Raw genomic sequence first — 25,280 nt, 5'->3', positions numbered from 1 at the left:
TCGTATATATAAATTATTAAGTAAATAACCTATTAAAATAATAAGGGCAAACGGTTGTTTGCCCCTACGGTGCAATCAAACTAATAATTCCGCTTTAATAAGCCACTAAACAAATTAAATCGTTTATCGATGGCACCCACTAATTTAAATAACTCGGTTACGTTCTGGGGTGTTTTCGAGATCAATGTATCTTCTGCAATCAAGCGACTAAAATCTACTTTAATTTCTCCAGTTCGCTCAGTTTTCCCGTCTTCCTGATAAAACTTAACCCCGGCTTTCTCCATAACCTTAATCACTTCCTGCGCCAAAATCCCATAACCAATAGTTGTGGGGTGAATCCCATCTAGGGAAAATAACCCCCCTTGAGTGCGTCCTGTGGCGTTAGATTCAAACATTTGCGACGTTGGAAATGGTTTTAATTGCTGAATCTCTGGTGGTAATTTATACTCTCCTCCAACTTCGTCCCACCAATCAGGACGGGCTGTATGATCTTCGATGTAGCGGCGTGATGCCAGTCTATCTAACAATCCGGCAGTTTCTAGCAGATACCAATCACGACCTTCTAAGCGAGCTTGCCGGACTACCTCAGTAATGTGATCATTATACTGGTCGATGGCGCTATCAATTGCCCTAGTTTCGTTTTCGGTAATGCAGGGGTGTTTTTCGGGGTTAAAATCCTGGTCTTGGATCCACGGTAAAGTATAGTGGGGGAAATAACGCGATCGCTTCCGAGCTTTATCCCCCACTCCACGGGCAAAGGGGGCAATGGTAATGTGGGGTACTGTTGATAAAATTACATGTCTAGCACGAATTTTCTTAATTTCGGCAACCATCAAATCAAATTCCGCTTTAAAATGAATCGGTCGCCAAACAGTATACTTATCATTCACACTCATATCATCGTAGCCTTCGCCACTCCATGACACATTAAATGTCAAAATTGAACCGAGAGCATTATTAGAGCCAACCATTACGATTAATGTCTCAATACCTTCGGTTTCGTCGTTTCCTTCTTCACCTAAAGCAGTTGCAGCTTGTAGCGGTGTTAAGGGTGTTCTCTTGGCATCACGGGCAGTATTTAATACCCGAATTGCTGCCCGTTCATTATGATTAGTTGGAACTTGCCGCCAAAAGTCGTCCTTAGCTTGATCCTTCTCCAAGACATCAAAACATGTACCAACAGTGCGAGAAAGGGTATTTCGTAAATCCCAACCATATATTGCCAAGTTATGGTTGATTTTTCCTTGGGGTGGGTAAAATTTTTCCTGTTCACGTTCCCAATAATTTTCATTTTGACCCATTAAGCTGCGACCAAGCAACACAGCAGGAAGGAAATCCAGCCAATTTACACTTTCTCCAAATTTACCCTGCAATTGATTTGCCAAAAATTCTAAATTTAATGGCAATCCATCTCCAGGTCCATCATAAATTGGATAACGTAGCTCTCCCCAACCCATTTCCCGCGCCACTATTGCCGGATATGATAAATTCGTTTTAAAAATCGCCCCACTTTGAAAACCATGTGTCAAAGAATCCCCAATTGTGACTAAACGATTGTGGGGATTACCTATTTTCGGAACTGTTACAGCAATACCTAGGGTTGGATCTAAGATTGGTTTTCGTGCCTCAAAGCGGATCTTTACATCTGATGGCGTTTTCGGATCTACCATTGAGTCTGATAGTGCTACCATATCTTTTACCCTATATAACTATATTCGCTAAGTATCAAATAAAACTTAGAAAACACCACGATCAAAACTATTTAGCTAAAAATCAACTCAATAGCAGATCAAGATGCTCTCATTAGAACAATTGCTACTTTATTAGCAAAGCTCTCAAATTGCTAGCATATATAAATTATTGTCATATAATTTACAAAGATTTTTGATCATCCTCATGAGCAAAAAATAAGCATTTAAGCAGATATAAGTAAGGTTTGGCGGGTTTTAGCATCAAGAAAAAAAGATCAAAGATCGTATGTTTGATACTAATATTTTATTTTGCTGATTTAAGTCGGAATGAATATCAATGTATAATTTTAAACCATGTTCTTGAGTATTTTGTGAGATGAACGGATTTTATTTAATCTTGGCTCAAAACCTTACTAATCTCTAAAAGTATATTAGCTTACACATAGATTACTTAGATTTCTCTAATGAGTGACAAATTTTTCTGGAAACACAAAATGTTAAAAAAATCAATATGAATTTATAATTTTGGCAATGGCTAAACTTGAGTAAACTGATCATCATTTAATCAAAGTTAAGCTTTATTTGGTATATGTAAATAGTCGCAAGCAAAACTTTGAAGAGGATTTATTGGAATAATTTGCGACTATTCACTAGATAAGATTCAGAGAAGAACCAAGGTGTTAATTATGAGATATGGAATCGATATTGGACATAATTGTCCTCCAGATACAGGTGCAAGGGGGATAAAATTTGAAGATAATTTGACTTTAGATGTGGGTAATCGTGTTATTTCTAAATTAAGAGCATTAGGACATGAAGTTATCGAATGCAAACCAAGTAGAGCAAGTACAGTTAAAGACTCATTAACTGCTAGATGTGCGAGAGCTAATTCTAGTAAAGTTGAAACATATGTCTCCATTCACTTTAATGCATTTAATCGGCAAGCTAATGGAACTGAAATCTTTGCAGTTGGGGAGAAAGGAAGAAAAATTGCTAAAAATGTATTAGATGAATTTGTGAGACTAGGTTTTTTTAACCGTGGGGTCAAAAATGGTTCTCACTTGTTTGTGCTGCGGAACACTGAAATGACTGCAATTTTAGTAGAATGTTGCTTTATCGATTCGCAGAAGGATATGAAACTCTATAATCCAGAGAATTCAGCAAATGCAATTGTTAAGGGTTTAACCGGGAAATTACCTGAGCAAGCAGTAAAACCAATCCCTGATGAAGAAGATAATGTTGACACTTCTATTCTGCGTTTACAAAGGGCATTAAATAGACTCAAAATTACCAGTAAGAGTGGTAAAGTGCTAATTGAAAATAATATTAACGATGCAGAAACCAAGACAGCCGCAGAAAAATTACAAACTATCTTAGGATTGCAAGCTACAGGAATTGTTGGTGCGACAACCTGGAATGCAATTAACCAAATTTTAGCCAAAAGAATTATTCGACCAAATCATGCTGGAGGTCCAGTTATGCGATATTTACAATATCGTGTCAATGTACCAATTGATGGTGTTTATGGTCCCCAAACAGAGGAAGCAGTTAAAAAGTTTCAGCGGCAAAATGGTTTATTAGCTGATGGAATCGTTGGTGCATTTAGTTGGCAAAAGTTGATTGGCTAAAGATAACTTTTCACTTTAGTTTACATACATATATCATATCCCCGAATTTCCTGGTTTGAGAAATCGGGGATATTTAATTTGGAGCAAATTAGCACTTAAAATCAAAACTTTGTCAACTACCGACAGAAATAATTAAGTTTGTAATTTATAAGACCATGATATAGAATTTTTACCTCTAAAGATATAAATTCCTAAATGGAGCATGATTTGTAACAGATTATTAATTAATATCAGATAGATTATGATGTAAACCTCCGTCAATTTGAACAAAGATGAGGTTTAAAAATAAGTAATGAGTAATGAGTATGTTTTATAATGCTGATTTAACAAGGCAGCTTTGCGGGGTCATCCGACGGGAGGAAACATCCTGCCGTCCTTGATTACTGGGAAATTAAACCCTGAATATTTTTTAAGTTTAAAGAAATTATATCTTTGGCAATTTATGCTCATAATTAGTATTATACTTAAGATAATTTATAAATAATTATACTCAGTAATTTATATGTTGGGTAATTTTAGGATTGGGACGAAAATAGGTATTAGTTTTGCTGTAGCTTTGTCGGTACTCACGGGTTTAGGAATTGTTGCCTATCAAGCTACATATAATTTAATTGAAAATTCTAAATTACAAGCCCACACCTATCAAGTCATAATACAGATACAAAAATTAGTTTCTCAAATCAATGATGCTGAGGTATCTCAACGGGGTTATTTGATTACAAATGAAAAAAGGACTCTAGAAGCTTATGAAAATTCACTACCACTGATTAATAAGAGTATTGAAGACCTCAAAAAAATAACTGAAGATAATAAAAATCAACAGCGAAGATCTGAGGCTTTAGAACCAATTATTAATAAAAGATTAGATGTAATTAAAAATAGAATTTCAATTTTAGAGACTGAAGGGTTTGAATCAGTTAAAAGATCAATACAAACAGATGAAGGTAGAGCCTTAACAGATAAAATTCGCCAGATACTGGGAGAAATGGAGTTAGAAGAAAATCAATTATTAAAAAGCCGAACGCAAAAAACAGAAGTTGCTACTAGACGAGCGCTTAATACAATTATATTTGGAATTCCTTCAGCCTTTCTATTATTAATTTTAATTGGTATTTATCTAAATCGAGATATTTCTGATCCGCTGTCTGAGATTTATGCAGCTACTAAAAAGTTGGCAGCAGGAGATTTATCTGTAAAAATGTCAGTAGATGGTCGTCGTGATGAGATTGGCAAATTAAAGCAGATTTTTAATCTTATGATTAACAATCTGAGGGAAACAACGCAAAGAAATCAGGAACAGAATTGGCTAAAGTCAAATCAAGCAAGATTTACTCAAATTTTACAAGGTGAGCGTCAGTTAGAGACTGTTGCTAGGATAATTCTAAAGGAACTTGTCACTGTTGTCAGCGCTCAATTAGGTGTTTTCTACGCAGTTAGTGTGGTGGATGGGGAAAAAGTCCTAAAATTGATGGGTAGCTATGCGTATCAGAAGCGAAAAAACTTAGGAAATCAGTTTGCATTTGGTGAGGGTTTAGTTGGACAATGTGCCTTGGAGAAGCAAAAAATTATCCTGACTGATGTTCCAGATGATTATATTCAGATAAATTCGGGTTTGGGTGCTGCTAAACCTGTAAATATAGTTGTTTCACCAGTATTATTTGAGAATGAAGTAATAGCAGTACTGGAATTAGCTTCATTTCAGAGTTTTGGGGAAATGGAACTGTTGTTTTTAGACGAAGTAACGGAAACAATGGGTATAGTACTAAATGCGATCGCGTCTGACAAGCGTACCCAGGAATTACTTCAAGAGTCCCAAGCTTTAACCCAACAGCTACAACTTCGACAACAAGAACTCCAAAATGCTAACCAGCTTTTAGGAGATCAAACTAATACCCTTCAACAATCGGGAGAACTTTTAAGACAGCAGCAACAAGAATTACAGCAATCAAATGAAGAATTGCAGCAATTGAATGAAGAATTGGAGGAGAAAGCACAACTTTTAGTTTTACAGAAAAAAGAGGTTGAAGGTAAAAATAGTGCATTAGAAGTAGCAAAGATATCTTTAGAAGAGCAAGCACTTCAATTACAACGTTCGTCTCAATACAAGTCAGAATTTTTAGCGAATATGTCCCACGAATTACGGACACCGTTAAATAGTCTATTGATTTTGGCTAAGTTATTAAGTGATAATAACCAGGATAATTTAACTCCTAAACAAGTTGAATATAGTCAAACCATATATAGTGCAGGAACTGAACTCTTAGAACTGATCAATGATATTTTGGATCTAGCAAAAATTGAATCTGGAACATTGTCATTAGAGTTGCAATCTTTTAATTTGAATCAAATTGAAGATAACTTAGAGCGGATTTTTACCCAAGTTGCTCAAAATAAAAATGTAGATTTTTCAATCAGTTTAGATCCTAATTTGCCACCATTCATCAATACCGATGTTAAAAGGTTACAACAGATATTAATTAATTTGCTAGGAAATGCTTTTAAATTTACCGAAAATGGAGAAGTAAGTTTAATTGTGAATCTAGCTACTCAAGGATGGAATCCTCAACAAGGAAAATTAAATAGTGCAGATAAGGTTATTTCTTTTGCGATTAAAGATACAGGTGTTGGTATCCCTGTAGAAAAACAAAAAATAATTTTTGAAGCTTTTCAGCAAGCTGATGGTAGTACCAGCCGTAAATATGGTGGTACTGGTTTAGGTTTATCAATCAGTCGTGAAATCGCTCGATTATTTGGGGGAGAAATAACTTTAGAAAGTCAGTTAGGAGTGGGAAGTACTTTCACTTTCTATTTGCCATTACTTCCTCAGAGTTTAGAAGTCTCAAATCAAGAATTAGTTACAACTAATCAAGATTTAATGTCTCGAAATCAAGATTCAATTATTAATATTATTAGACCATCTATTCAAGATGACCGCAATAATTTCCAATCTCAGAAGTTAAGTTTATTAATCATTGAAGATGATATTAATTTTGCGAAGATTCTCATTGACACAGCTAGACAGTATGGTTTTCAATGTATTCATGCCCAAAATGGTAGTGATGGTTTAAAATTTGCCCAGCAATTTCAAGCAAGTGCTATTTTCCTAGATATTGGATTATCAGGGATAGATGGTTGGACTGTACTTGATAGATTAAAACATGATTCCAAAACTCGTCACATACCTGTAAATGTGATGACTGTTAGCGAAGAAAAACAACGTAGTTTAGAGTTTGGTGCTTATGGATATTTGCAAAAACCCATTTCCATGGCACAAATTAGTGATAATTTAGTTAAGATTAAAAGCTTTATTGAACGTCCAGTTAAAAAACTATTAGTTGTGGAAGATGATCCAACTCAAAGACAAAGTATCATCGAATTAATTGGTGGTAATGATGTGGTAATTACAGCAGTTGAAACTGGACAGCAAGCGCTGATTGAAATTACTAATGAAGCTTTTGATTGCATGGTACTGGATTTAGGGCTAAGTGATATAGAGGACTTGCAATTAATTGAGCAAATTAAGGAGAAGGAAAACGGTGAAGCATTGCCCATAATTATTTATACAGGCAGAGAGATTTCTAAAACACAAGAAACTCAACTAAAACGCATGGCTGAAACAATAATTATTAAAGATGTACGTTCTCCCGAAAGATTACTAGATGAAACGGCTTTATTTTTGCATCGTGTACAAGCACATTTACCAGTACCCAAACAAAACATCATTAAACAAGTACAAGCGAATGATTCTACTTTGACTGACAAGAAAATCTTGATTATTGATGATGATATGCGTAATATTTTTGCTCTAACAAGTGTTTTAGAACGCTATCAAATGCAAGTATTATATGCAGAAAATGGTCGAGAAGGAATAGAAGTTTTGACTAATAACCCAGACGTGAATATTGTTTTAATGGATGTGATGATGCCAGAAATGGATGGTTATGAAACTACACGTCAATTAAGACAGAAGCAGCAATTTCAAACTTTACCCATTATTGCCCTGACTGCAAAAGCAATGCCAGGTGATAGAGAAAAATGTTTAGAAGCTGGTGCATCAGATTACATTACTAAACCTGTTGATATTGAACAATTAATTTCGCTATTGCGTGTTTGGTTATATCAAAGGTAATGGAGAATGGACGATGAATTGGGAGAGATCGAAATAGATTTGTTGTTAGAGGGAATTTTTAGATTATATGGTTGTGATTTCCGAAGTTATGCTCGTTCTCATCTCAGACGTAGAATTGGATATTTGGTAACCTATTTAGAGCTAAATACTATATCAGAGTTACAAAATAAAGTTTTACATGATCATAAATATTGGAAGCAATTTTTAGCTAACTTCTCGATTCATGTAACATCAATGTTTCGAGATCCTAGCTTTTATTTGGCTTTCCGGAATCAGGTGATTCCCATTTTAAAAACTTACCCCTATATTCGGATTTGGCACGCTGGATGCTCGACTGGAGAAGAGGTTTATTCAATGGCTATTTTATTAGAAGAAGAGGGAGTATATCACCGTTGCAGATTATATGCGACAGATTTAAATGAAACGCTGTTAGCTCAAGCTCAAGCAAGGTTACTTCCTTTGAATTTGATGCAAGATTACACAATAAACTATCACAAGGCTGGGGGAAAAAAATCTTTCTCTGAATATTATACTGTGATAGGTGATAATGTTGTCATTTCTGATTTGTTAAAAAAGAATATTGTTTTTGGACAGCACAATTTAGCTATAGATGCATCATTTAATGAATTTAATGTCGTAGTTTGTAGAAATGTCTTAATTTACTTTAATACTTCTCTCCAAGGGAGAGTACATAACCTGTTTTACGAGAGTCTAGCTAAATTTGGAATTTTGATCTTGGGAAAGCAAGAAACTATTAGATTTACACCCCATGAGCAGAATTATAAAGCTTTGAACGCAACCGAAAAGATTTACCGTAAGATTTGTTAGATTTGTGATGTGAGTGAGAGTTAAGAGATTTGGGAATATGCTAATCTCGCCAGAGAGCAATCCCACCAATTAAACCGCTAATATTGGGGATAATTTTTGTATTTGCTGGAAGTTGAATTTTTACCTTTGTAGCTTCACCACCACCAATGTAAAGGTAGTCGTAATTAAATAGTTTATTTAAAGACGCGATCGCTTTCTCAATCCGACGGTTCCATTTCTTAGATCCTACCCGATTTAGAGCGTCACGTCCTAACTGTTCTTCGTAAGTTTGGTTTTTGCGAAACCGATGATGTCCCATTTCCAAATTTGGTACCAGCTTCCCATCCAAAAATAAAGCCGAACCAAATCCAGTGCCCAAGGTAATCACCAACTCCACACCCTTACCAGTAATCGCACCTAAACCCTGCATATCAGCATCATTAATTACCCGTACAGGCTTCCGCAAAATCTTACTTAACTCAGCAGCTAAATTAAAACCAATCCAGCTAGGATTGAGATTTGCCGCAGTTTCTACAACTCCACGACGCACCACCCCAGGAAAACCCACCGATACCCGTTCAAATTCTCCTGCCTCCGCAATTAATTTGGCAATGGTATTAATTACAGCTTCCGGTGTTGCAGGTTGAGGGGTTTCTAAGCGCAGTCTCTCACCTAAAGGATTTCCTTGACTATCGAGAATCATCACTTTTATCCCACTACCACCAATATCAATTGATAGTGTTCGCACTTGATAATGTTCTTCCATCTCATATTAATCTGAAGTTGATAGTAATATTTGTAACTCATAACAGATGACTTTGGGCTTTCCACTCCCTTCCTAGTTATTCCAAAGCATGGTTAAATAAGCCGTAAAACCCCCATTACCTAAAATTATGCACAGTTTTATTCCCCCAGAACGGTACTTTCCCTATCTGAGTTGGACAGATATCCAGGATTTACCAAATAAAGAGAATATTGTAATTATTCAACCAGTGGGGGCAATTGAGCAACATGGTCCCCATTTACCATTAATTGTTGATGCAGCAATTGGTGTAGGAGTACTGGGGAAAGCATTGACAAAACTCGATAGCAATATCCCGGCTTTTGCATTACCAATGCTTTACTATGGTAAGTCAAATGAGCATATCCACTTCCCTGGTACCATCACTTTAAGCACAGAAACACTCTCATCAATTTTAATGGAAGTTGGCGATAGTATTTACCGTGCTGGTTTCCGAAAATTCGTATTAATGAATTCTCACGGAGGACAACCGCAAGTAATGCAAATGGTAGCGCGAGATTTACACGTTCTATATGCTGACTTGCTAGTATTTCCGCTGTTTACTTGGCGCGTTCCCCATATCACCAAAGAGTTGCTCACACCCAAGGAAGCACAACAAGGAATGCACGCCGGAGACGCTGAAACCAGTATTATGCTGTCGTTGCTGCCTCAACAGGTCAAAATGGAAAAAGCTATTGCCGAGTATCCTCCGGAACATGCAGAAGCCACCTTGATTAGTTTGGAAGGAAAATTGCCTGTATCTTGGACTACAAAAGATATTAGTAAAAGTGGAATAATTGGAGATGCAACAACTGCTACAAAGGAGAAAGGCGATCGCATCCTAGAGTCAGTTTCTGATGGTTGGGTGCAAGCAATTAAAGATATTTATACCTTTCGATTGAATAATTAAATGTTCCATTTTAAAAGGATGGTTGTAAGATAGAACTCAATTCAAACTTGGTGGTGTGTTAACTGATTGATAGTAGATGTCTAAGTGATTGATAAAATGCTACATTTCTCTAAAATGTAAATGCATTTTAACTTTACTTGAGCATTTATGCGTTTGATAATGTAACTTTAATATCTTAGTTGAGCCAGGGTTGAAATCATGGAAAACCGTAGATTTGCTCAATTTGTTCGATTTTTAGAAGCCGATTTAGCAATACCAACGTCAGATTTGTTACTGGCATTACGCCACTCTGAGCAAAATCTCAGTATATTGCCAATGATTCTTTGGCAATATGGATTAATTAGCGTGACTCAGTTGGATCAAATTTTTGACTGGCTGTATGGCAATGTTTAAGTAGGGGTTAAGCACTTCCCTCAGCTAAAACCATGTTTCTCTCTACATCTGTGTAAAGAAAACTTATCGCTAATAATCAAAAATTGCATTAATAAAGAGAAACTATATAAACCTCGTCTATTTTCAGAACCAGCTGCTTACTGGTGCGAAGAAGTGAAGTTGCTTTTGTTTGATGCCTTAAGACTTTACGCATCTGCGTAATTACAAAACTACACTTTTGATCATGGACGAGGTTTAACTAGTTTCCTTTTGGCTTCTGAATTTCTGTGGTGCGGATATGCGTAATCAAATATAGTAAAACCGAACAACACAGTAAAAAGTCTATTTGCTAGGCTAGTTAGGGGGATGATTGAGAAATCAAAGTATCTCTGTTAACTTATGTCAAATTTATTGACATTTAGACATCTACTAAAATTTTTATTAATCATTCAACTTGAATTTAGCAATAAGTAAAAGTTATGACATCTGAAAATAATCAAAATCGTTCTTATAGCCAAGAAGATATTCAGCAGATTCTCCAGATTGCGATCGCGCACCAGGTGAAAGACGATAATAAGGAGTTCTCTTATCAGCAGTTAGCAGAAATCGCTGGGGAACTGGAAATAGCACCGGAGTTACTCCAAAAAGCTGAATCTGATTGGTTATTCAATCAGAGGGAAAATCAACAAAGACAAGACTTTAATAACTTTCGTAACTACCGATTTAAAAAGCGCTTCGTTAAGTTTGCCATAGTGAATACTGTTTTATTACTACTGGATTTAATTAGCGGCGGTGGTTTATCCTGGTCACTATATATCTTAGTCTTTTGGGGATTGGGAATTAGTCTGAATGCTTGGAATACTTTCCAGTTACAGGGAGAAGACTACGAATTTGCCTTTCAGAAATGGTATCAGCAACGTCAGCTAAAACAATCTTTTGGGAAAGTCTTCAATCGAGTTTTAGCGGCAGTGAATCGTTAAATGTATTTAGAATACATGTATAAAATCCAAAACATCCGTAGAGACGAGACATGTCGGGTCTCTCTTTATTTATGTTATTTATATTAGTTATTTATATAATTATCAATTACTTGCCAAATACTCCACCGCTGCTTCTAACTTAGAAGGATACTGTTCTGCAAACCTTTCAAACCAAAGTCCTTCCGAAGAAAGCGGATCCAAATTTTTTAACCAATCCTCAGCTTGCTTTTTAAAAACTTCTGCTTGCTGAATCTTTAATTGTTCCTTTTTAATTCTTTCTGCTTCTATTTGCTGTTTATGCTGCAATTCTTCAGCTAAATCTTTCTCTTGAAAATCTGCTTGCACCTCTGTCAAAAGTCTATCTACCGAATTTGAACCAGACTTTTTTGGTGTAGAACTAGCAGATTTGTTTTGTGGTGTCTGAGAATTTGAATTTGGTAGCTTAGGTTTAGGTTGTGAATACTCTTGCTGAATTTCTGCAAGCAGTTTATCTATCTCATCCATTTGTTTAACTAACTTTGTGAATTTAATTTTCCAGCTTTGTTACTCGCAGGTTATATATTAAGTTTAGATCAACTCCACCTGGAACAGCTTGTATTTTCAAAGGCAATCAGCATCCAGAGTTTCAACTATTTAGCTTCCTGTAGTAAAGCTCTACCATACCTGACGAATCTGAATTTGCATGAATCAAATCGAGCTTTAATTCGGGAACCAATTGATAAAGTGAAATACCTGCTCCCAAAATAATCGGAATAATAGTAATGATATATTCATCCACCAAGTTATGCTGCATGAATGCCGATGCAACTTTTCCACCACCGATTACCCAAACTCGTTGATATCCTTTCTGATTTATCTCCTTTATAACTTCTTCAATACCACCCCTAGCAAAAAATATATCAGTACGGACTGTTGATAAATTTCGAGATGTCAAAATATAAGAAGGTTTGCCAGGATATACCCAATCTCCAAATCCCAAAACTTGTTCATAGGTTGTTGAACCCATAACCAGCGCATCAATTGAGTCATAAAACTGAGTGTAACTGTTACTTTCTCCCATTACTTCAGGAGATGGTAGCCAATCTATCCCTCCATCTAATTTTGCAATGTAGCCATCAAGGCTAGTAGCAATGTAAAGAATAAACTTTGTTGCCATAGCACTTCATCAATAATTACGGGTGGGTATTCGGAAGAGATGAATTGAAAGCAAATAAGATAGATTGTGCTTCATCGTACATGCTTCCAAGTTAAGGATCGATTGCTAAATATGGCTCCTTTGTGTTTTAATCATTCACGATATTTAGAACCGATTTTTAATCAGTTATTGCATTCATTAATACTTCCGATAAACTAATATCTTCCATATCATCCATAGTTATGGTGTCGCAAATATCAAACTTTGCCCCGGCACTTTGCAATTCATCATCCAAAACTTTTAAAAAACGTGTCGCTTGTGGATCATTTCCAACTTGGATGAAAGAAATTGCTAATTCTTCATCACGTTCCATTTGGCGAGATGCTTCAATAATTACCCGCATCACTGCCTTACGATCATCTGGTTCCCCATCGGTGATAACTAATATAATTTCACCATTTGGTTTTGATTCTTTGTTGTTTTTGCGAGCAAAATAACTATCAGTAGCATGTTTTAAAACTCCTGCCAAATCTGTTGTTCCCGATGGATCATTTTCCTGAAAAATCTGTGATACTTTTAACGATGTGACATTTTCATAACGCTTAAATTTTCCTGAGAAAACGTATACTGTAATCCCATCAGGATCGAACTGTTCGCACTTACTAGCTAAAGCAAAAGTTGACTCTTGTGCAGCAGACCAGCGATTTTTACCTCCCTTTTGATCAGGAGTTGCCATGCTACCGCTTTTATCAATAATTAGGGTATAGTCACGATTTTCTAACATTTTCAACCTCAATGCTTTCTAGAGTTCATAATCTACAATTGAATCATCTTTTGTGATTGATGATTTTGTTGAATTCATTCATTAACTGACGTTCCTCTGAACTGGAAACAGAATACATCGCTCAATAATTATGGTTATTATGCTTAATCTGTAATTGCATTCATTAATATATCTGCAAGGCTCATATCTTCCATATCATCTAAAGTTATGGCATCGCAGATATCAAATTTTGCCCCTACACTTTCTAACTGATCATCCAATGCTTTAAGAAATTTAGTTGCTTGCGGATCTTTGCCAACTTGAATCATGGAAATAGCTAATTCTTCATCACGATCCATTTGTCTAGTTGCAGTAATAATGACCTCAAATACTGCTTTCCGATCATCCGGTTCCCCATCAGTAATAACTAATATTGTTTCACCATTGGGTTTAGTTGTCCCCGCAGTTTTTCGCTGAAAATAGTTATTAACTGCGTCCTGCAAAACACCTGCTAAATTTGTTGTTCCAGCAGGATCATTCTCCATAAAAATCTGTGCAACTTTATCTGCGGTGACATCCTCGTAGCGTTTAAATCTACCGGAAAATACATATACAGTAATTCCATCTGGGTCAAATTGCTCACATTTTCTTGCTAAGGCAATGGTGGATTCCTGAGCAATTTCCCATCTACTTCTGCCACCCAACTGGTCAGGAGTGGACATACTACCACTTTTATCGATAATTAGCGTGTAGTCTCTGTTACTAGCCATATCATTTCCCATAAGGTTGCTGTTGTATCGTTAAAGGATGATTTCCCTTGCTGTACTAGTGTAACCGCTAGTCAATCTAACGGCATTGAATTGGAATGGTTTTTCATAAAATTTATTCCTTGATGGTTTGGGGTTTTAGTATTCAATCTTTTTGTATATAGTCATATAGTGAGATTTCTGCAAGTTTGACAAAGCTTCTCTTTCTTAAGAGGTAGAAAACAAAAATTTATAGATCAATCTATCTGATAATTCTGATAATATCTATTTCTATCTAAAGCCAGATAATTCTATTTATCTAATTCGGGAACAAATAATTAAGCTACTATTCAATAATTAATACTTGACGGTAGAAAATAAAATCTATCGATTCTCAACGAGTGAGTATAGATAGATACTAAAAAAATACTGTCGTTTACCAAGGATCAAACAGCTTAAAATCTAATGCTTGTGAATAAAATAATACATCATCAGTTTTCATATTTTATCGTCTTAATAGGGATGATTATTAACTACCAAACACCAGCTTTAGGGAGATATTCCACTGAACAAATATATAATTCGGTAAATCCAGAAAAAATATCAAATAAACTATTCAGATTCATTCAAGATGGAAAATATGGTTTTATAGATGAATATGGAAATGTTGTTATTTCACCTCAATTTGATTTAGCTGATGGTTTTGTTGGTGGATTAGCCCAGGTGAAAATTGGTGAAAAATATGGATATATTAACCGCATAGGTAAAAGAGTAATTCCACCAAAATATCGGTCATCATCTACTTTTGAAAATGGTTTGGCAGTGGTGACGATTGATTCTAAATATGGGTATATTAATGGAACGGGAACAACAGTAATATCACCTCAATTTGAAGATGCCATGGGTTTTAAAAATGGGCTTGCACCTGTGCAAATTGGTGACAAGTGGGGTTATATTACTTCAGATGGAAAGTTCAGAATTCAACCTCAATTTGAAGCAGCATTACATTTTTATGAGGGTTTAGCAGCAGTTCAAATAGATGGTAAATGGGGTTATATTGATATTGATGGGAAAGTCGTCATTCAACCAAAATTTGAAAGTAGTTTTCGCTTTTCGGAAGGTCTAGCCGCAGTTCAAATCAATGATAAATATGGTTATATAAATACTGCTGGATATATTGTAATTCCAGTTCAGTTTCAAGATGCTGAAGAATTTTCCAGCGGACTTGCTGCGGTGCAAATTGGTGAAAAATGGGGATATATTAACCCACGAGGTGAAAATGCGATCGCATTCGAGTTTAACAGGGCTGCAACTTTTTCTCAAGGCTTGGCAGCTGTGAAGGTAGGGGAAAAATACGGATTTATCGATAAAACCGGAAAAATAGTCATTTCACCGAAGTACGAATTAGCACTCAGCTTTACGGATGGTTTAGCATTGGTTTATGTACGCAGTCGTAGTGGTTATATCAACCCTGAGGGTAAATTCGTTTGGAAACCAACTCGGTAGGTTGATTAACGTCGGGAAAACTCAATTTCTTTTTCTAAAATTTTGATGTCATAGTTACCAAAGAAATCATGACCTAATAATCCTACTTCCCCTCTGGGTGCGATCGCTACTTCCACATTATTGACTATTGCACCGTTGACAGCGATGGATTCAACTAGACCTGTTTTAAATTGAACTTGACTACCATCAGCAATACTAGCATTCACAACACCAGAGGTTTTTATTTGTAGAGATTTTGCCATTTTTTCGGTGACAAGAGTCCCACTCGCACCTGTATCAACAATCATCTCAAAAACTTGATTCCCGTTAAATGTGACATCAATTACGGGAGTTTTTCCACTGCGTCGTTTGATTGGTACCCGAAAATTCCGGGTATCTGCTGTGACTTCTCCGCAAAGTTTGCCGAGGTTGATAGTTCTACCGGAGGATGTCACCATAAAGCAACTATTTACAACTTCGGCTTCTGCTACTGATGGTAATATGGATAGGGCTACAGGGATGAAAGCGATCGCACTCAGCCAATTTTTTAGCATAACTTTCATATTTATACTTTCAGACCTGGTTTGATTTATCTATATTTAGATTACCCAGAGAAGTTCTGACAACGTAGAAAAATGTCTCTGCTAAAAGTAAAATTCATAATTCCTTTAAATTAGAACCCTGTACGTAATTAAATTACCTATCAGTAGGGTATTACAGGAAATTTTAATACCGATTTGAAAAAACAACGCGACAGATACATATTTGTAGAGACGTAGCACTGCTACGTCCCTACCGTTGCATGTGTTGCAATCATTATTTCAATTGGTATAACTTTCTAAGGTACAAAAATACTCCATCGGCACCATCACGTATCAGGAATGTACCACTTGCAAAATGCTGTATCTGCCAGACATGGTAAATTATAATGATATTTTCACTGCAATAACCCGAATCCGACGATAATCAGCTATCCATTGTCCATTTTGATAAAGTGTCGGTTTAAGTTGATTTACAGCAATTTGAATCACCTCATCTTGCTGTTGATTTGATAACTTCGATAAAAAACCACTGGCAAACATTTTCAACCAATTACTCATCCCATTTTCACCTGCTTCTAGAGGTGTAGGACGATCGAATAAAGTTGCATATATAACTTCAAAGCCGTTATTTTCTAATTCATGAGTATACTCACTAATACTGGGAAAATACCAATATTCATTCATATTTCCCACATCTAAATCTTTTGCAGCTAAAGCATACGTAACTGCTTGAGTAACTAATTTCATATTTCCTTTTCCCCCAAATTCAGCAACAAAGCTACCTCCAGGTTTAAGAACTTGGAAAATACTCTGAATTACTAAATCTGGCTGATTAATCCAATGTAATACGGCGTTAGAAAAAACTTTATCAAAAGACTTTTCTAAGTTAATATTACGGGCATCAGCAACAGCAAAGCTTAAATTTGGATAATTCAGCTTTGCTTTTTCAATCATCTTAAAATCGGCATCAACTCCGAAAACATTCGCACCAGCTTCAGCGATTTTTGCAGTTAATTGTCCAGTTCCACAACCAATATCTAAAATCTCTTCTCCTGCTTGAGGAGATAATAAGTTGATTAAATCTTCGCCATATTTCCATACAAATGCATGTTTATCTTCGTACAAATTTGTATTCCATTGATTTGTCAACATAAATAACTTTCCTTAGTAAACTTATACTTCCGAAATATCCAATTGATTATCCAGACGACGAAACAAATATATCCAAAGAGGTAACGAACAATTAATGGCAATTAACCTAACTAAATGACCTACAGTAACAATTTCAACATTATGATCCATTGTTAAAGCAACTAAAATCATTTCAGTTGCACCACCAGGTGCCGTAACTAACAAACAAGTTAACCAATCCCACGTAGTTAACTGCATTGCAATTAAAGACGCGATCGCACCTGCTGTCAAAGTCATGATAGTGGATATAATTGCATAAAATATACTCTTTTTCCCAAAAGCTGGTTTTTCACCCCAATATTCCCCAATGGTAATACCCAAAAGGGTTTGACCGATAATACTGATTAATTGTGGAGGGTGAAAGCTGCTATAACCAAACATTGGCAGCATCTCCAGCAGATTGTTAAAAAAGAGACCTACAACTAAAGCACTAAACAAGTAGGCAGCAGGTAACTTGATTTTTACAGCTAATTTTAAAACTAAGCTACAAATCAAAAATAAAACTAATAATATTGCTAAATATGCAGGTTCGATGTTGAGTAAATTTGCTGGATTAAAAATTCTCTGGGGACTTACATAAGTAACACCATATACGCGAGCTATCAATGGAATCAGCAATACTACGCAAGTTACACGAATCACCTGCACCAATGCCACCAAAGTTACATTTTTACCATAATCAGCAGCAATAGCAGCCATCACACCCACACCACCGGGAACCGTTGCCAGCATTGAAGTTAAAATATTCGTCTGACTTAACCGCGAATAAGTATAACCAATGCAACTACCACTTATTAAAAGAAATAATGTGAGGAAGACGAAAACCGGAATTCCTGAAGCAATGTGAGAAAAATTAGCTCCTGCGTTAGAAAAACCGATTGTCAAACCCACTAACATCATACCAATTTGTCGAGCATGACGATTTGGTTTGCTTGTATATCCATAAAAAATTCGGCAAGCTTGTAATATAACAATACCTGCTCCAATACCACCAAAGAGCCAGGACATACCCCCAATTTTTAGCCGCGTTAATATCAAACCGAAAGGTAACGCTAGCAGCAGTTCTAAAAATAAAACAGTTAGTTGTTTAAGTTGTATCTTGGATTTTGACGCAGAAATTTCCTGATTAATGCATTCCTTTTGAGGGGAAGCAACAGTTAAAATTGAATTTGTTAACACTTCTTAATTAAATCATTTGATTATACTCTCCTCTAAACGTAGCGCGATTATGTTCCACAAGCACCTATTATTTGTAAGATTTTGCACAAGTTTTTGCCGCTACTAGCAACTCAATTCATAGAAAAAAAGCTAACTGTCAATTGTAACCACACAATCAACAATTAGCCAGGAGCAACCAGGAACCCTGTAGTTAGGTAATTAACATTCGTCTTCAGTGTAGATGCGATGATAGCAGTCACTCTCTGTGAGAGCATTGCATTCGTAATTACCTCGAATTTCGGCATTAAAATATCTACCTATAGAATCACTTTCGTGGAGTTCCTCCCATATCTGTGGTTCAACTCCCGAAAATTGATAGGTAGCACCGTTATAAAACTCAACCTGCAAAACTTGATTTTCACTGTCATACCCCACCGCATTTGCCATAGACGAATCCACAGGAAGCATTGCTATCGGTTCGGGTTGTGATGGAAGAGTTAAAACATCCGCAACCATCTCATTGAGATGTTGCAATCCCTCAAAAGCTGCCAGTGGTGCGGGAACTGCCAATAGTTCTAACTCGTCACCTCGGTTCAACAATAATTGTAAGTGTTCCTCCGAGTATGCGATCGCAACTACACTACTTAAGTCCAGCTTCGATAACCTCATCACTTCCACTCCTATGGATTAGGCATGTACAATATGCAGCTTCGGTAAGGCTATACTTTTATCCAACACCAAGCCACCTATAAGTACAAAAGTACCATAGAGTGATTTTGTGGTCAAGTAATTTGTGATTAGAGATCAAAGGTAATATAAGTTATGGGTATGAACTTTCGTCGTTTTTTGGGATTAGGCATTGGTTTTGCAACCTTTCTAGTCGTCGCTACAGGTACTCGATACGTATATGGTCAGCTACAAAAATCACCAACACAACAAAATGCTGTCGTTACAAAAAATCATCTAGCACAGCAACCATCAACAACACCCTACCAAGTCATTGATGAAGCCAAAAATCCCAAGTACCAAGTTAATCCCAGTCAGATTTTTACTTCAGCAAAACTACCATCAACCAAAGTTAATTTTAATTCAGCAGATTTATTAACAGTTTTAGTCAACACCCGCAAGTACTATCAAGATTATTCCGGCGCAGATCCAGATATATCCCGCAAAGGTATTTTAGAAAGTCAGGGAGTTACTGTTAGCGATATCTTGAAAACTTTAGATTTTATGATCTTGGTTCTCCAAGAAGATATCAGCAATAAAAGACCAACCCGTTTGCAAGATCCAAACTTTATCAATCAAAACTTTAGAGTAATAAAATGGACTGCAAATAACCCCCAAAAACCGAACCAAAGCAAAATCAGACTAACAAAATATGCAGTGTTTAAACATGCTGGTTCTAGAAAAAAAACGAAACAATATAATATTCCTATTTATAGTTTAAAAGACAACAACCCGCAGAATAAATTCTATACAAAATACACAAAACAGGATGTTCTCTCTGGTATTTATGAACCTGGGGGAAAAGAATATGGCAAAGTTGAAGCCCTAGCCTACTTAACAAGAGAAGGACTAGAAGAAGCTTTGATGGAAGGAACAGTATTAATTAACTTTACCGATGGAACTCAAGCATATTACAATGTCGATCGAAGTAACGAAATCCCATATGTCAAAAAAGTAGCACCTCGCAATCAAAAAAGATATTGGTACTTCCGGAAAGTCGATGCCATCAAAGGGTATGGATATAAAATAGATGCGAAAATATCCATTAAACCAGGGGTAACATTTGCGGGAGACGTTTTAAATATTGGCTTAGGTAGAATAGTGATTCTTGAATATAATAAAGCGGGAAGCAAAGCTTTAAGGATGGGAATTATTAGTGATACCGGTGGTGCATTTTTACCAAGTCTATATCAACTAGACTTCCTGGCTGGAATTTTTGCTAATAAACAAGAATTCAACAAAAATATTCGGAATTTACCAGAATATGCGACAGCATATATTTTAGTAAAAAAATAACAGCAATCGAATAAACTAAAAGAATCTCAAATGACTCTAATTAATCATCCTGCCACAGTTGCAGAAGTCACAGAATTATATTTAGAATACGAAGCGGCTTTGTGTAGTAATAACTTAAAAATCATGGACGAACTGTTCTGGAATTCAGCAGATGTAGTCCGATTTGGATTAGCAGAAAATCTCTATGGAACTGAAGAAATTCGTAATTTTCGCAATAACCGTCCTAGCTTTCAACTCCAACGGCAAATTTCCCATCTCCAAGTAATAACTTTTGGTAATGACACAGCATCAGTAACCTTAGAGTTTAAAAGAATTATTGACGGAGTTGAACGTTCTGGAAGACAAAGCCAAATGTGGTATAAATTTCCACAAGGTTGGAAAGTGGTTTCAGCCCATGTTTCCTTAATTGATTAGTAGTAGTCTGTCAATTTTATTTTGACGGCTACGTACACATCCACAATCCCGTAGAGACGTAGCAGTGCTACGTCTCTACAACCATCATTTTTATCTTGACAGACTAGTAGAGATACAGAGCATCTTTTACAGCCATTTTCAGGTAAATAGACTATAATTTAGGGGTTTAGCAATGCGCTTTACCCCTACAAATGATGTGCTTAAAATAGGTGAAAATTGCTGTCAGGTTGAACATCTAATGTTAGTCTTACACTGATGCAAGCATAGACTCTAAGCTCACTCAGGGACTCTTTTATGAAGGCTTAATAACTTAAGTAGGGATAATAGAGTTACATTCACCAACAATTAATGTAGGCGGATGCTGTAAACTTTCAGACGTACATAAATATCCCTCTAATTCTTGTCCTAAAGATAGCTTTTTATTAGAACGACACCAAATAAATTCTTCCGAATCATTCTCGTTATATTTAGCGAAGAGAACAAAATAAGTTCGATCAATCTTATCTTGCGCGATGATCCGAAACCGCTTGTAAATTAAGGATAAATCACTAAAATTACGCACTGTTGCACCCAAATGTAATGGAAGTAGATTTTCTAATTTTTACATTGAATTAATTTTTAATACCTCAGTGATTTTACTCAAAGAATAACCCGTCAATTTGCTGTTAAATCGAAGCCGAAGATACTCAACAGTATTTAAACTTATAGTTTTTTTGTCTCAACAGCACTTACGTAACCGCCATGGTAAAACAAGACTTCGAGTAAGTCCAGCCAGAGCGCCTTATAAGTGGTTATACAAAATTAAGTATATATTGTCATAAAGAATAAATATTGTTAGCTTTTACACTGGATTTATCTTGACAATAGAATGACTGTAAATGGATCCAGTATTTCATCATTCTGCTTTTAGCATTGGAAAAACTATCTGTAGAAGGATACCTATATAGGTAAACTGATGTATAAATTAGGTCTTACCCAAATACATATAGTTCTCAAGGAGATAATTAATGAGATTCAAGGCAATTCTGGAGCTTTTTCAAGAAACATTTTCTGAGTGGAGTAAAGATAAAGTTTCACGTTTAGCAGCAGCATTGTCTTACTACACAATTTTTTCCATTGCTCCATTATTAATTATTGTTATTGCCATTGCGGGTGCAGTTTTTGGGGAAGACGCAGCTAGAGGTGCTATAGAAAATCAACTTCAGGGTTTGATAGGAGATGGAGCAGCAGTCATCCAAACTGCCATAAAAAACGCAGATAAGCCTCAACAAGGAACGATTGCTTCATTAGTTAGTTTAGTTGTTCTTGTATTTGGTGCTACAGGTTTATTTGCAGAATTACAAGATTCTCTGAATACAATTTGGGAAGTACAACCGAAACCTGGGCGAGCTGTCAAAACAATTATCAGACAGCGTTTTTTATCTTTTACATTAGTATTTGGTATTGGATTTTTACTCCTAGTTTCTTTAGTTATGAGTGCGATTTTGGCTGCACTAATCGGATATTTTCAGAATATCCTCCCAGGTATAGATATTGTTTGGCAAATGGTGAATATCTTACTAGTATTTGCTGTTACAACTGCATTATTTGCATTAATTTTTAAAGTTCTTCCTGATGTTAAAATAGCTTGGGCTGATGTTTGGATTGGTGCTACATTAACATCACTATTATTTTCTTTAGGTCGGTTTATTTTAGGGCAATATCTTGGTAGAGCTAGCTTCAGTTCAACTTATGGGGCGGCTGGTTCTATTGTTGTAATTCTGGTATGGGTTAATTATGCAGCCCAAATTTTATTTTTTGGTGCAGAATTTACACAAGTTTATGCTCGTAAATATGGTTCACAGATAGTTCCGGACAAAAATGCAATTCCTCTAACTGAATCAGCCCGTGTAGAACAAGGAATGAACCCGAATAGAGAGCAAAGAATCGGACGCTCACGTCGAAAAAAACAAGGTTTATTTAGTTGGTTAAATCGTTCTGCTAGTAAATCGAAAAGGAAATAATTGGAATAATTATAAGTTTTTTGTCTATAATACCAATTCTTTGTGTTAGCGTTCAGCTAGCCCTTCTGGCAAGCTGCATAGAATTTAACCCCACCCTATAGGCGCGTAGCGGCTTCTCTTTGAGTACCCTCCCCGCTTGCGAGGCTACGGTGTACACAGAAGTCTTAAAATCCTACCTGGAAGGGAGTTTTAAACTCAGATAAAATCGCTCAAAACCTGTCATTGCGAGCGAAGCGAAGCAATCCCAGCACCTTGCGATTGCTACCCTGCGGGATGCAAGCAACGTCGTTCCTCCTCGCTTCGGACAATTTAAGGGGGTTGAAATCCCTGAAACGTATGCTGAGAGTACTTGTGTGTACACCGTAGGCTTGCGAGGAGGGAACATGATTTGACTCCTTATTACTCCCTCCCCGCAAACATACATCTCTGTACAAAATCAAAATCGTCGTAGATCCCCCTTTGCGCCTGCTGATTTTGTATTTAAATTATTTATTTTATTGTTGAATATACTGAATATTTTGCGGCTAATTAAATTCTGGATTTAAAGTATAAATTAATTCAATAGGTGAGGGGAGGTGCCCCTCTAACTCTTGATGGAAAATGGGTACTATGATTTGGGATGTATCTTTAAGATCCCAAGTGTTGCGGCTGAACGATGAGGAAGCTTCTCTGCTTTCGCTACATCTCATAATCTTGGTGAGTAAATTTATACTATAATCTTTTCTTTGATTTCAACTATTTACTCAAACTAGGTTGCATTTGTTTGTATTCGGGTTATTTGTAGCCCGAAAAAATTGTACATATTGTTCTGTTGTTCCCCATTAAGAGTTACTACCAATGAATTTAATTTTGTCTAGCTGCTTAACCTCTGTGAAATTTTCTGCTTTCGCTTCATTACAAGCTGGTAATAAACTGCTGAATTAGGCTGCTCAATTTTAAGTTTCTGCAAACATTCATTGCTTATCTTAAATAAACGCAATAAAAGTTATCAAGAACACAAGCCCTTGTTTAGCATCTATTAAACTGCTATTTATACTTTTAGTGGTTATTGGTTGTATAGCGATGAAAGCATGAATTTAGGTTGCAGAATATACACAAAAAAATAAATTTATAAAATAAGAACTCTTATGAATACAAATTCACAGGAATATTTAGTTAACGAATTACGTAGTAAACTAGCTAAAAATCTCAAAAATCTCTCAGTATATCCTCAAAATCTAAATTGCTTGAATCAGTTAGCAATTACTCATGAAAAATTATTTGAGTTTGCGGCAGCTTTGGATTACTATAAACAGCTTTTAGTGGTTTCTAGAGAGATAACAGCGAAGGAGTGGCAGGAGTTTGCTCTCTATAATATTGCCAGTTGTCACCTAAATTTGAATGCTTTCCGCGAGTCGATTGATTGCTTCTGCGAGTTAGCGCAAATTACCCGCGAAACTGGAAATCGGATTTTACAGATTGCGGCATTTTGGGGACAGGGGATAAACTACCAAAATATAGGACAATACGATCAAGCGATCGCGTGTTTCCAGAATCAGCTAGCAATTAGTGATGAGATTAACGAAAAAAGCTGGAAACAAAGTGCTTTGCTATCTTTAGGTAGTACTTACCAGTTTTTAGGAGATTACCAAAAAGCCCTTGATTATGAACACAGATCGTTACTCATAGCTTTGGAATTGGAAGATGTCAAAGCACAGGGTAATTCCTTAGCCAATCTTGGTTCTATACATGTACATTTGCAGAATTGGCAAAAGGCTAGTGATTTTTGCCACCAATCGCAAGCCATCGCCCAAAGGTTGTATGATAGAGGTTTGATAATTATCAATCTACATAACCTAGCTCAGATTTACAAAGGGGTAAATGAGTATGACGAAGCTAGGAAGCTATTTTTAGAAGCTTTGAAAATTTCGCAAGAAATCGCCGAAAAAAGAATCAGGAGTGCGATTTTACAGGGATTGAGTGATGTTTGTCTGCAAACTCAACAACTAGAACAGGCAATTAAATATAACTTGGAATCTTTGAGTCTTAGTCGGGAAATTGGCAATAGGTTCAGTGAGGCTGCGGCTTTATCACGAGTAGCGATCGCATACGAGCATTTGGGTAAGCCAGACCAAGCTTTATTATATTATCAACAATCACTAAAAATTCTTCAACAATTGGGCGCAAAACAAAGTCAGCAACAATTATTTTTGAAAATTGGTACTATTTACTACGTTCAAAAATCATACCCTCAAGCTATAGGTTTTTTCCGCTCGGCTGTAGTTTTAGCCCAAGAAATGCAAACCCCCACAGAAGAAGTGAAGGCTTTACTGGGAATGGCAACAATTTTCGCAAAGCAAAACCAGCGCTGTGAAGCTGCTTATAATTACCGTAATGCCTATAAAATTTACAAACAATTAGGTGATGACAGTCACGCTGAAAAAATGCTAAATACCATACATAAATTAGGTATGGAACTATGAGAGATAGCCTACCATATCGTAGTTGCTTCTCCGTTAGGAGCACGATTGTTCCCCCAAGCAT

22 protein-coding genes are annotated in these 25,280 nt (G+C 36.2%); 11 read left to right on the top strand and 11 right to left on the bottom strand.

Going from position 1 to position 25,280, the window contains the following annotated elements:
• Window positions 1–80: 80 nt before the first annotated feature.
• Window positions 81–1,691 (bottom strand): hypothetical protein, encoded by a 1,611-nt coding sequence (locus CAL6303_RS19050; RefSeq protein WP_015199458.1) that lies wholly within the window; start codon window positions 1,689–1,691, stop codon window positions 81–83.
• Between the two features lie 686 nt (window positions 1,692–2,377).
• Here CAL6303_RS19050 and CAL6303_RS19045 point away from each other — a divergent pair.
• From CAL6303_RS19045 to CAL6303_RS19035, 3 genes are all read left to right on the top strand, one after another.
• Window positions 2,378–3,319 (top strand): N-acetylmuramoyl-L-alanine amidase, encoded by a 942-nt coding sequence (locus tag CAL6303_RS19045; RefSeq protein WP_015199457.1) that lies wholly within the window; start codon window positions 2,378–2,380, stop codon window positions 3,317–3,319.
• Between the two features lie 502 nt (window positions 3,320–3,821).
• On the top strand, window positions 3,822–7,448 hold the full coding sequence (locus CAL6303_RS19040; RefSeq protein WP_015199456.1) for a response regulator: 3,627 nt from the start codon (window positions 3,822–3,824) through the stop codon (window positions 7,446–7,448).
• 6 nt (window positions 7,449–7,454) lie between these two features.
• Entirely contained in the window at window positions 7,455–8,276 is an 822-nt protein-coding gene (locus CAL6303_RS19035) for a CheR family methyltransferase (RefSeq protein WP_015199455.1), read from the top strand.
• A gap of 40 nt (window positions 8,277–8,316) precedes the next feature.
• Here CAL6303_RS19035 and CAL6303_RS19030 read toward each other — a convergent pair whose 3' ends face one another.
• Window positions 8,317–9,021 (bottom strand): ROK family protein, encoded by a 705-nt coding sequence (locus CAL6303_RS19030; protein ID WP_015199454.1) that lies wholly within the window; start codon window positions 9,019–9,021, stop codon window positions 8,317–8,319.
• 127 nt (window positions 9,022–9,148) lie between these two features.
• Between CAL6303_RS19030 and CAL6303_RS19025 the strand changes: the two genes are divergently transcribed.
• From CAL6303_RS19025 to CAL6303_RS19015, 3 genes are all read left to right on the top strand, one after another.
• Window positions 9,149–9,946 (top strand): creatininase family protein, encoded by a 798-nt coding sequence (locus tag CAL6303_RS19025; protein WP_015199453.1) that lies wholly within the window; start codon window positions 9,149–9,151, stop codon window positions 9,944–9,946.
• 198 nt (window positions 9,947–10,144) lie between these two features.
• The gene (locus CAL6303_RS19020) at window positions 10,145–10,339 is read left to right on the top strand and encodes a DUF2949 domain-containing protein (RefSeq protein ID WP_015199452.1); all 195 of its coding nucleotides are present in this window, start codon (window positions 10,145–10,147) and stop codon (window positions 10,337–10,339) included.
• 458 nt (window positions 10,340–10,797) lie between these two features.
• Window positions 10,798–11,298 (top strand): 2TM domain-containing protein, encoded by a 501-nt coding sequence (locus CAL6303_RS19015; RefSeq protein ID WP_015199451.1) that lies wholly within the window; start codon window positions 10,798–10,800, stop codon window positions 11,296–11,298.
• A gap of 102 nt (window positions 11,299–11,400) precedes the next feature.
• Here CAL6303_RS19015 and CAL6303_RS19010 read toward each other — a convergent pair whose 3' ends face one another.
• The 4 genes from CAL6303_RS19010 to CAL6303_RS18995 all read right to left on the bottom strand — a co-directional run bounded on the left by CAL6303_RS19010 (window position 11,401) and on the right by CAL6303_RS18995 (window position 13,966).
• Complete coding sequence (locus tag CAL6303_RS19010) at window positions 11,401–11,802, bottom strand: salt stress protein, Slr1339 family (RefSeq protein ID WP_015199450.1); 402 nt, start codon at window positions 11,800–11,802, stop codon at window positions 11,401–11,403.
• Between the two features lie 121 nt (window positions 11,803–11,923).
• Window positions 11,924–12,454: a dihydrofolate reductase family protein gene (locus CAL6303_RS19005; RefSeq protein ID WP_015199449.1), complete on the bottom strand. Its 531-nt coding sequence runs from the start codon at window positions 12,452–12,454 to the stop codon at window positions 11,924–11,926.
• 157 nt (window positions 12,455–12,611) lie between these two features.
• Complete coding sequence (locus CAL6303_RS19000) at window positions 12,612–13,217, bottom strand: vWA domain-containing protein (RefSeq protein WP_015199448.1); 606 nt, start codon at window positions 13,215–13,217, stop codon at window positions 12,612–12,614.
• Between the two features lie 143 nt (window positions 13,218–13,360).
• Window positions 13,361–13,966, bottom strand: a complete 606-nt coding sequence (locus CAL6303_RS18995; protein ID WP_015199447.1) for a vWA domain-containing protein — start codon at window positions 13,964–13,966, stop codon at window positions 13,361–13,363.
• A gap of 447 nt (window positions 13,967–14,413) precedes the next feature.
• Here CAL6303_RS18995 and CAL6303_RS18990 point away from each other — a divergent pair, with 447 nt between their 5' ends.
• Entirely contained in the window at window positions 14,414–15,448 is a 1,035-nt protein-coding gene (locus CAL6303_RS18990) for a WG repeat-containing protein (protein ID WP_238993719.1), read from the top strand.
• Window positions 15,449–15,453: 5 nt separating this feature from the next.
• Here CAL6303_RS18990 and CAL6303_RS18985 read toward each other — a convergent pair whose 3' ends face one another.
• The 4 genes from CAL6303_RS18985 to CAL6303_RS18970 all read right to left on the bottom strand — a co-directional run bounded on the left by CAL6303_RS18985 (window position 15,454) and on the right by CAL6303_RS18970 (window position 18,987).
• Window positions 15,454–15,990, bottom strand: coding sequence for a TIGR02281 family clan AA aspartic protease (locus CAL6303_RS18985; RefSeq protein WP_015199445.1), 537 nt, complete (start codon window positions 15,988–15,990; stop codon window positions 15,454–15,456).
• Window positions 15,991–16,350: 360 nt separating this feature from the next.
• Complete coding sequence (locus tag CAL6303_RS18980; protein WP_015199444.1) at window positions 16,351–17,121, bottom strand: class I SAM-dependent methyltransferase; 771 nt, start codon at window positions 17,119–17,121, stop codon at window positions 16,351–16,353.
• 21 nt (window positions 17,122–17,142) lie between these two features.
• Window positions 17,143–18,339, bottom strand: a complete 1,197-nt coding sequence (locus CAL6303_RS18975) for an AbrB family transcriptional regulator (protein WP_015199443.1) — start codon at window positions 18,337–18,339, stop codon at window positions 17,143–17,145.
• A gap of 198 nt (window positions 18,340–18,537) precedes the next feature.
• Complete coding sequence (locus tag CAL6303_RS18970; protein WP_015199442.1) at window positions 18,538–18,987, bottom strand: KTSC domain-containing protein; 450 nt, start codon at window positions 18,985–18,987, stop codon at window positions 18,538–18,540.
• Window positions 18,988–19,140: 153 nt separating this feature from the next.
• On the opposite strand from CAL6303_RS18970, the gene CAL6303_RS18965 reads away from it, so the two are divergent.
• Window positions 19,141–20,340 carry a hypothetical protein gene (locus tag CAL6303_RS18965; protein WP_015199441.1) on the top strand — a complete coding sequence of 400 codons (1,200 nt, stop codon included), beginning with the start codon at window positions 19,141–19,143 and terminating at the stop codon, window positions 20,338–20,340.
• Between the two features lie 30 nt (window positions 20,341–20,370).
• The gene (gene hpxZ / locus CAL6303_RS18960; RefSeq protein WP_015199440.1) at window positions 20,371–20,754 is read left to right on the top strand and encodes an oxalurate catabolism protein HpxZ; all 384 of its coding nucleotides are present in this window, start codon (window positions 20,371–20,373) and stop codon (window positions 20,752–20,754) included.
• Between the two features lie 310 nt (window positions 20,755–21,064).
• Here hpxZ and CAL6303_RS30015 read toward each other — a convergent pair whose 3' ends face one another.
• The gene (locus CAL6303_RS30015; protein WP_015199439.1) at window positions 21,065–21,316 is read right to left on the bottom strand and encodes a hypothetical protein; all 252 of its coding nucleotides are present in this window, start codon (window positions 21,314–21,316) and stop codon (window positions 21,065–21,067) included.
• Window positions 21,317–21,761: 445 nt separating this feature from the next.
• Between CAL6303_RS30015 and CAL6303_RS18955 the strand changes: the two genes are divergently transcribed.
• Complete coding sequence (locus tag CAL6303_RS18955) at window positions 21,762–22,757, top strand: YihY/virulence factor BrkB family protein (protein WP_015199438.1); 996 nt, start codon at window positions 21,762–21,764, stop codon at window positions 22,755–22,757.
• A gap of 1,127 nt (window positions 22,758–23,884) precedes the next feature.
• The gene (locus CAL6303_RS18950; RefSeq protein ID WP_015199436.1) at window positions 23,885–25,219 is read left to right on the top strand and encodes a tetratricopeptide repeat protein; all 1,335 of its coding nucleotides are present in this window, start codon (window positions 23,885–23,887) and stop codon (window positions 25,217–25,219) included.
• The last annotated feature ends 61 nt before the right edge of the window (window positions 25,220–25,280 follow it).

The organism is Calothrix sp. PCC 6303, assembly GCF_000317435.1.
Lineage (GTDB): Bacteria > Cyanobacteriota > Cyanobacteriia > Cyanobacteriales > Nostocaceae > PCC-6303.
The sequence above is the reverse complement of the archived record's forward strand: the minus strand, read 5'-3'. Positions and strand labels throughout refer to the sequence as shown.

Excerpts from the sequence above, each read along its gene's own strand:
- CAL6303_RS19010 (WP_015199450.1), bottom strand. The coding sequence starts at position 11,802 with ATGGATGAGATAGATAAACTGCTTGCAGAAATTCAGCAAGAGTATTCA.
- CAL6303_RS18970 (WP_015199442.1), bottom strand. The coding sequence starts at position 18,987 with ATGAGGTTATCGAAGCTGGACTTAAGTAGTGTAGTTGCGATCGCATAC.
- CAL6303_RS18955 (WP_015199438.1), top strand. The coding sequence starts at position 21,762 with ATGAGATTCAAGGCAATTCTGGAGCTTTTTCAAGAAACATTTTCTGAG.
- CAL6303_RS18950 (WP_015199436.1), top strand. The coding sequence starts at position 23,885 with ATGAATACAAATTCACAGGAATATTTAGTTAACGAATTACGTAGTAAA.
- CAL6303_RS19050 (WP_015199458.1), bottom strand. The coding sequence starts at position 1,691 with ATGGTAGCACTATCAGACTCAATGGTAGATCCGAAAACGCCATCAGAT.
- CAL6303_RS19025 (WP_015199453.1), top strand. The coding sequence starts at position 9,149 with ATGCACAGTTTTATTCCCCCAGAACGGTACTTTCCCTATCTGAGTTGG.
- CAL6303_RS18965 (WP_015199441.1), top strand. The coding sequence starts at position 19,141 with ATGGGTATGAACTTTCGTCGTTTTTTGGGATTAGGCATTGGTTTTGCA.
- hpxZ (WP_015199440.1), top strand. The coding sequence starts at position 20,371 with ATGACTCTAATTAATCATCCTGCCACAGTTGCAGAAGTCACAGAATTA.
- CAL6303_RS19045 (WP_015199457.1), top strand. The coding sequence starts at position 2,378 with ATGAGATATGGAATCGATATTGGACATAATTGTCCTCCAGATACAGGT.
- CAL6303_RS18980 (WP_015199444.1), bottom strand. The coding sequence starts at position 17,121 with ATGTTGACAAATCAATGGAATACAAATTTGTACGAAGATAAACATGCA.
- CAL6303_RS19030 (WP_015199454.1), bottom strand. The coding sequence starts at position 9,021 with ATGGAAGAACATTATCAAGTGCGAACACTATCAATTGATATTGGTGGT.
- CAL6303_RS18985 (WP_015199445.1), bottom strand. The coding sequence starts at position 15,990 with ATGAAAGTTATGCTAAAAAATTGGCTGAGTGCGATCGCTTTCATCCCT.
- CAL6303_RS19015 (WP_015199451.1), top strand. The coding sequence starts at position 10,798 with ATGACATCTGAAAATAATCAAAATCGTTCTTATAGCCAAGAAGATATT.
- CAL6303_RS18995 (WP_015199447.1), bottom strand. The coding sequence starts at position 13,966 with ATGGCTAGTAACAGAGACTACACGCTAATTATCGATAAAAGTGGTAGT.
- CAL6303_RS19005 (WP_015199449.1), bottom strand. The coding sequence starts at position 12,454 with ATGGCAACAAAGTTTATTCTTTACATTGCTACTAGCCTTGATGGCTAC.
- CAL6303_RS19000 (WP_015199448.1), bottom strand. The coding sequence starts at position 13,217 with ATGTTAGAAAATCGTGACTATACCCTAATTATTGATAAAAGCGGTAGC.
- CAL6303_RS19020 (WP_015199452.1), top strand. The coding sequence starts at position 10,145 with ATGGAAAACCGTAGATTTGCTCAATTTGTTCGATTTTTAGAAGCCGAT.
- CAL6303_RS19040 (WP_015199456.1), top strand. The coding sequence starts at position 3,822 with ATGTTGGGTAATTTTAGGATTGGGACGAAAATAGGTATTAGTTTTGCT.
- CAL6303_RS19035 (WP_015199455.1), top strand. The coding sequence starts at position 7,455 with ATGGACGATGAATTGGGAGAGATCGAAATAGATTTGTTGTTAGAGGGA.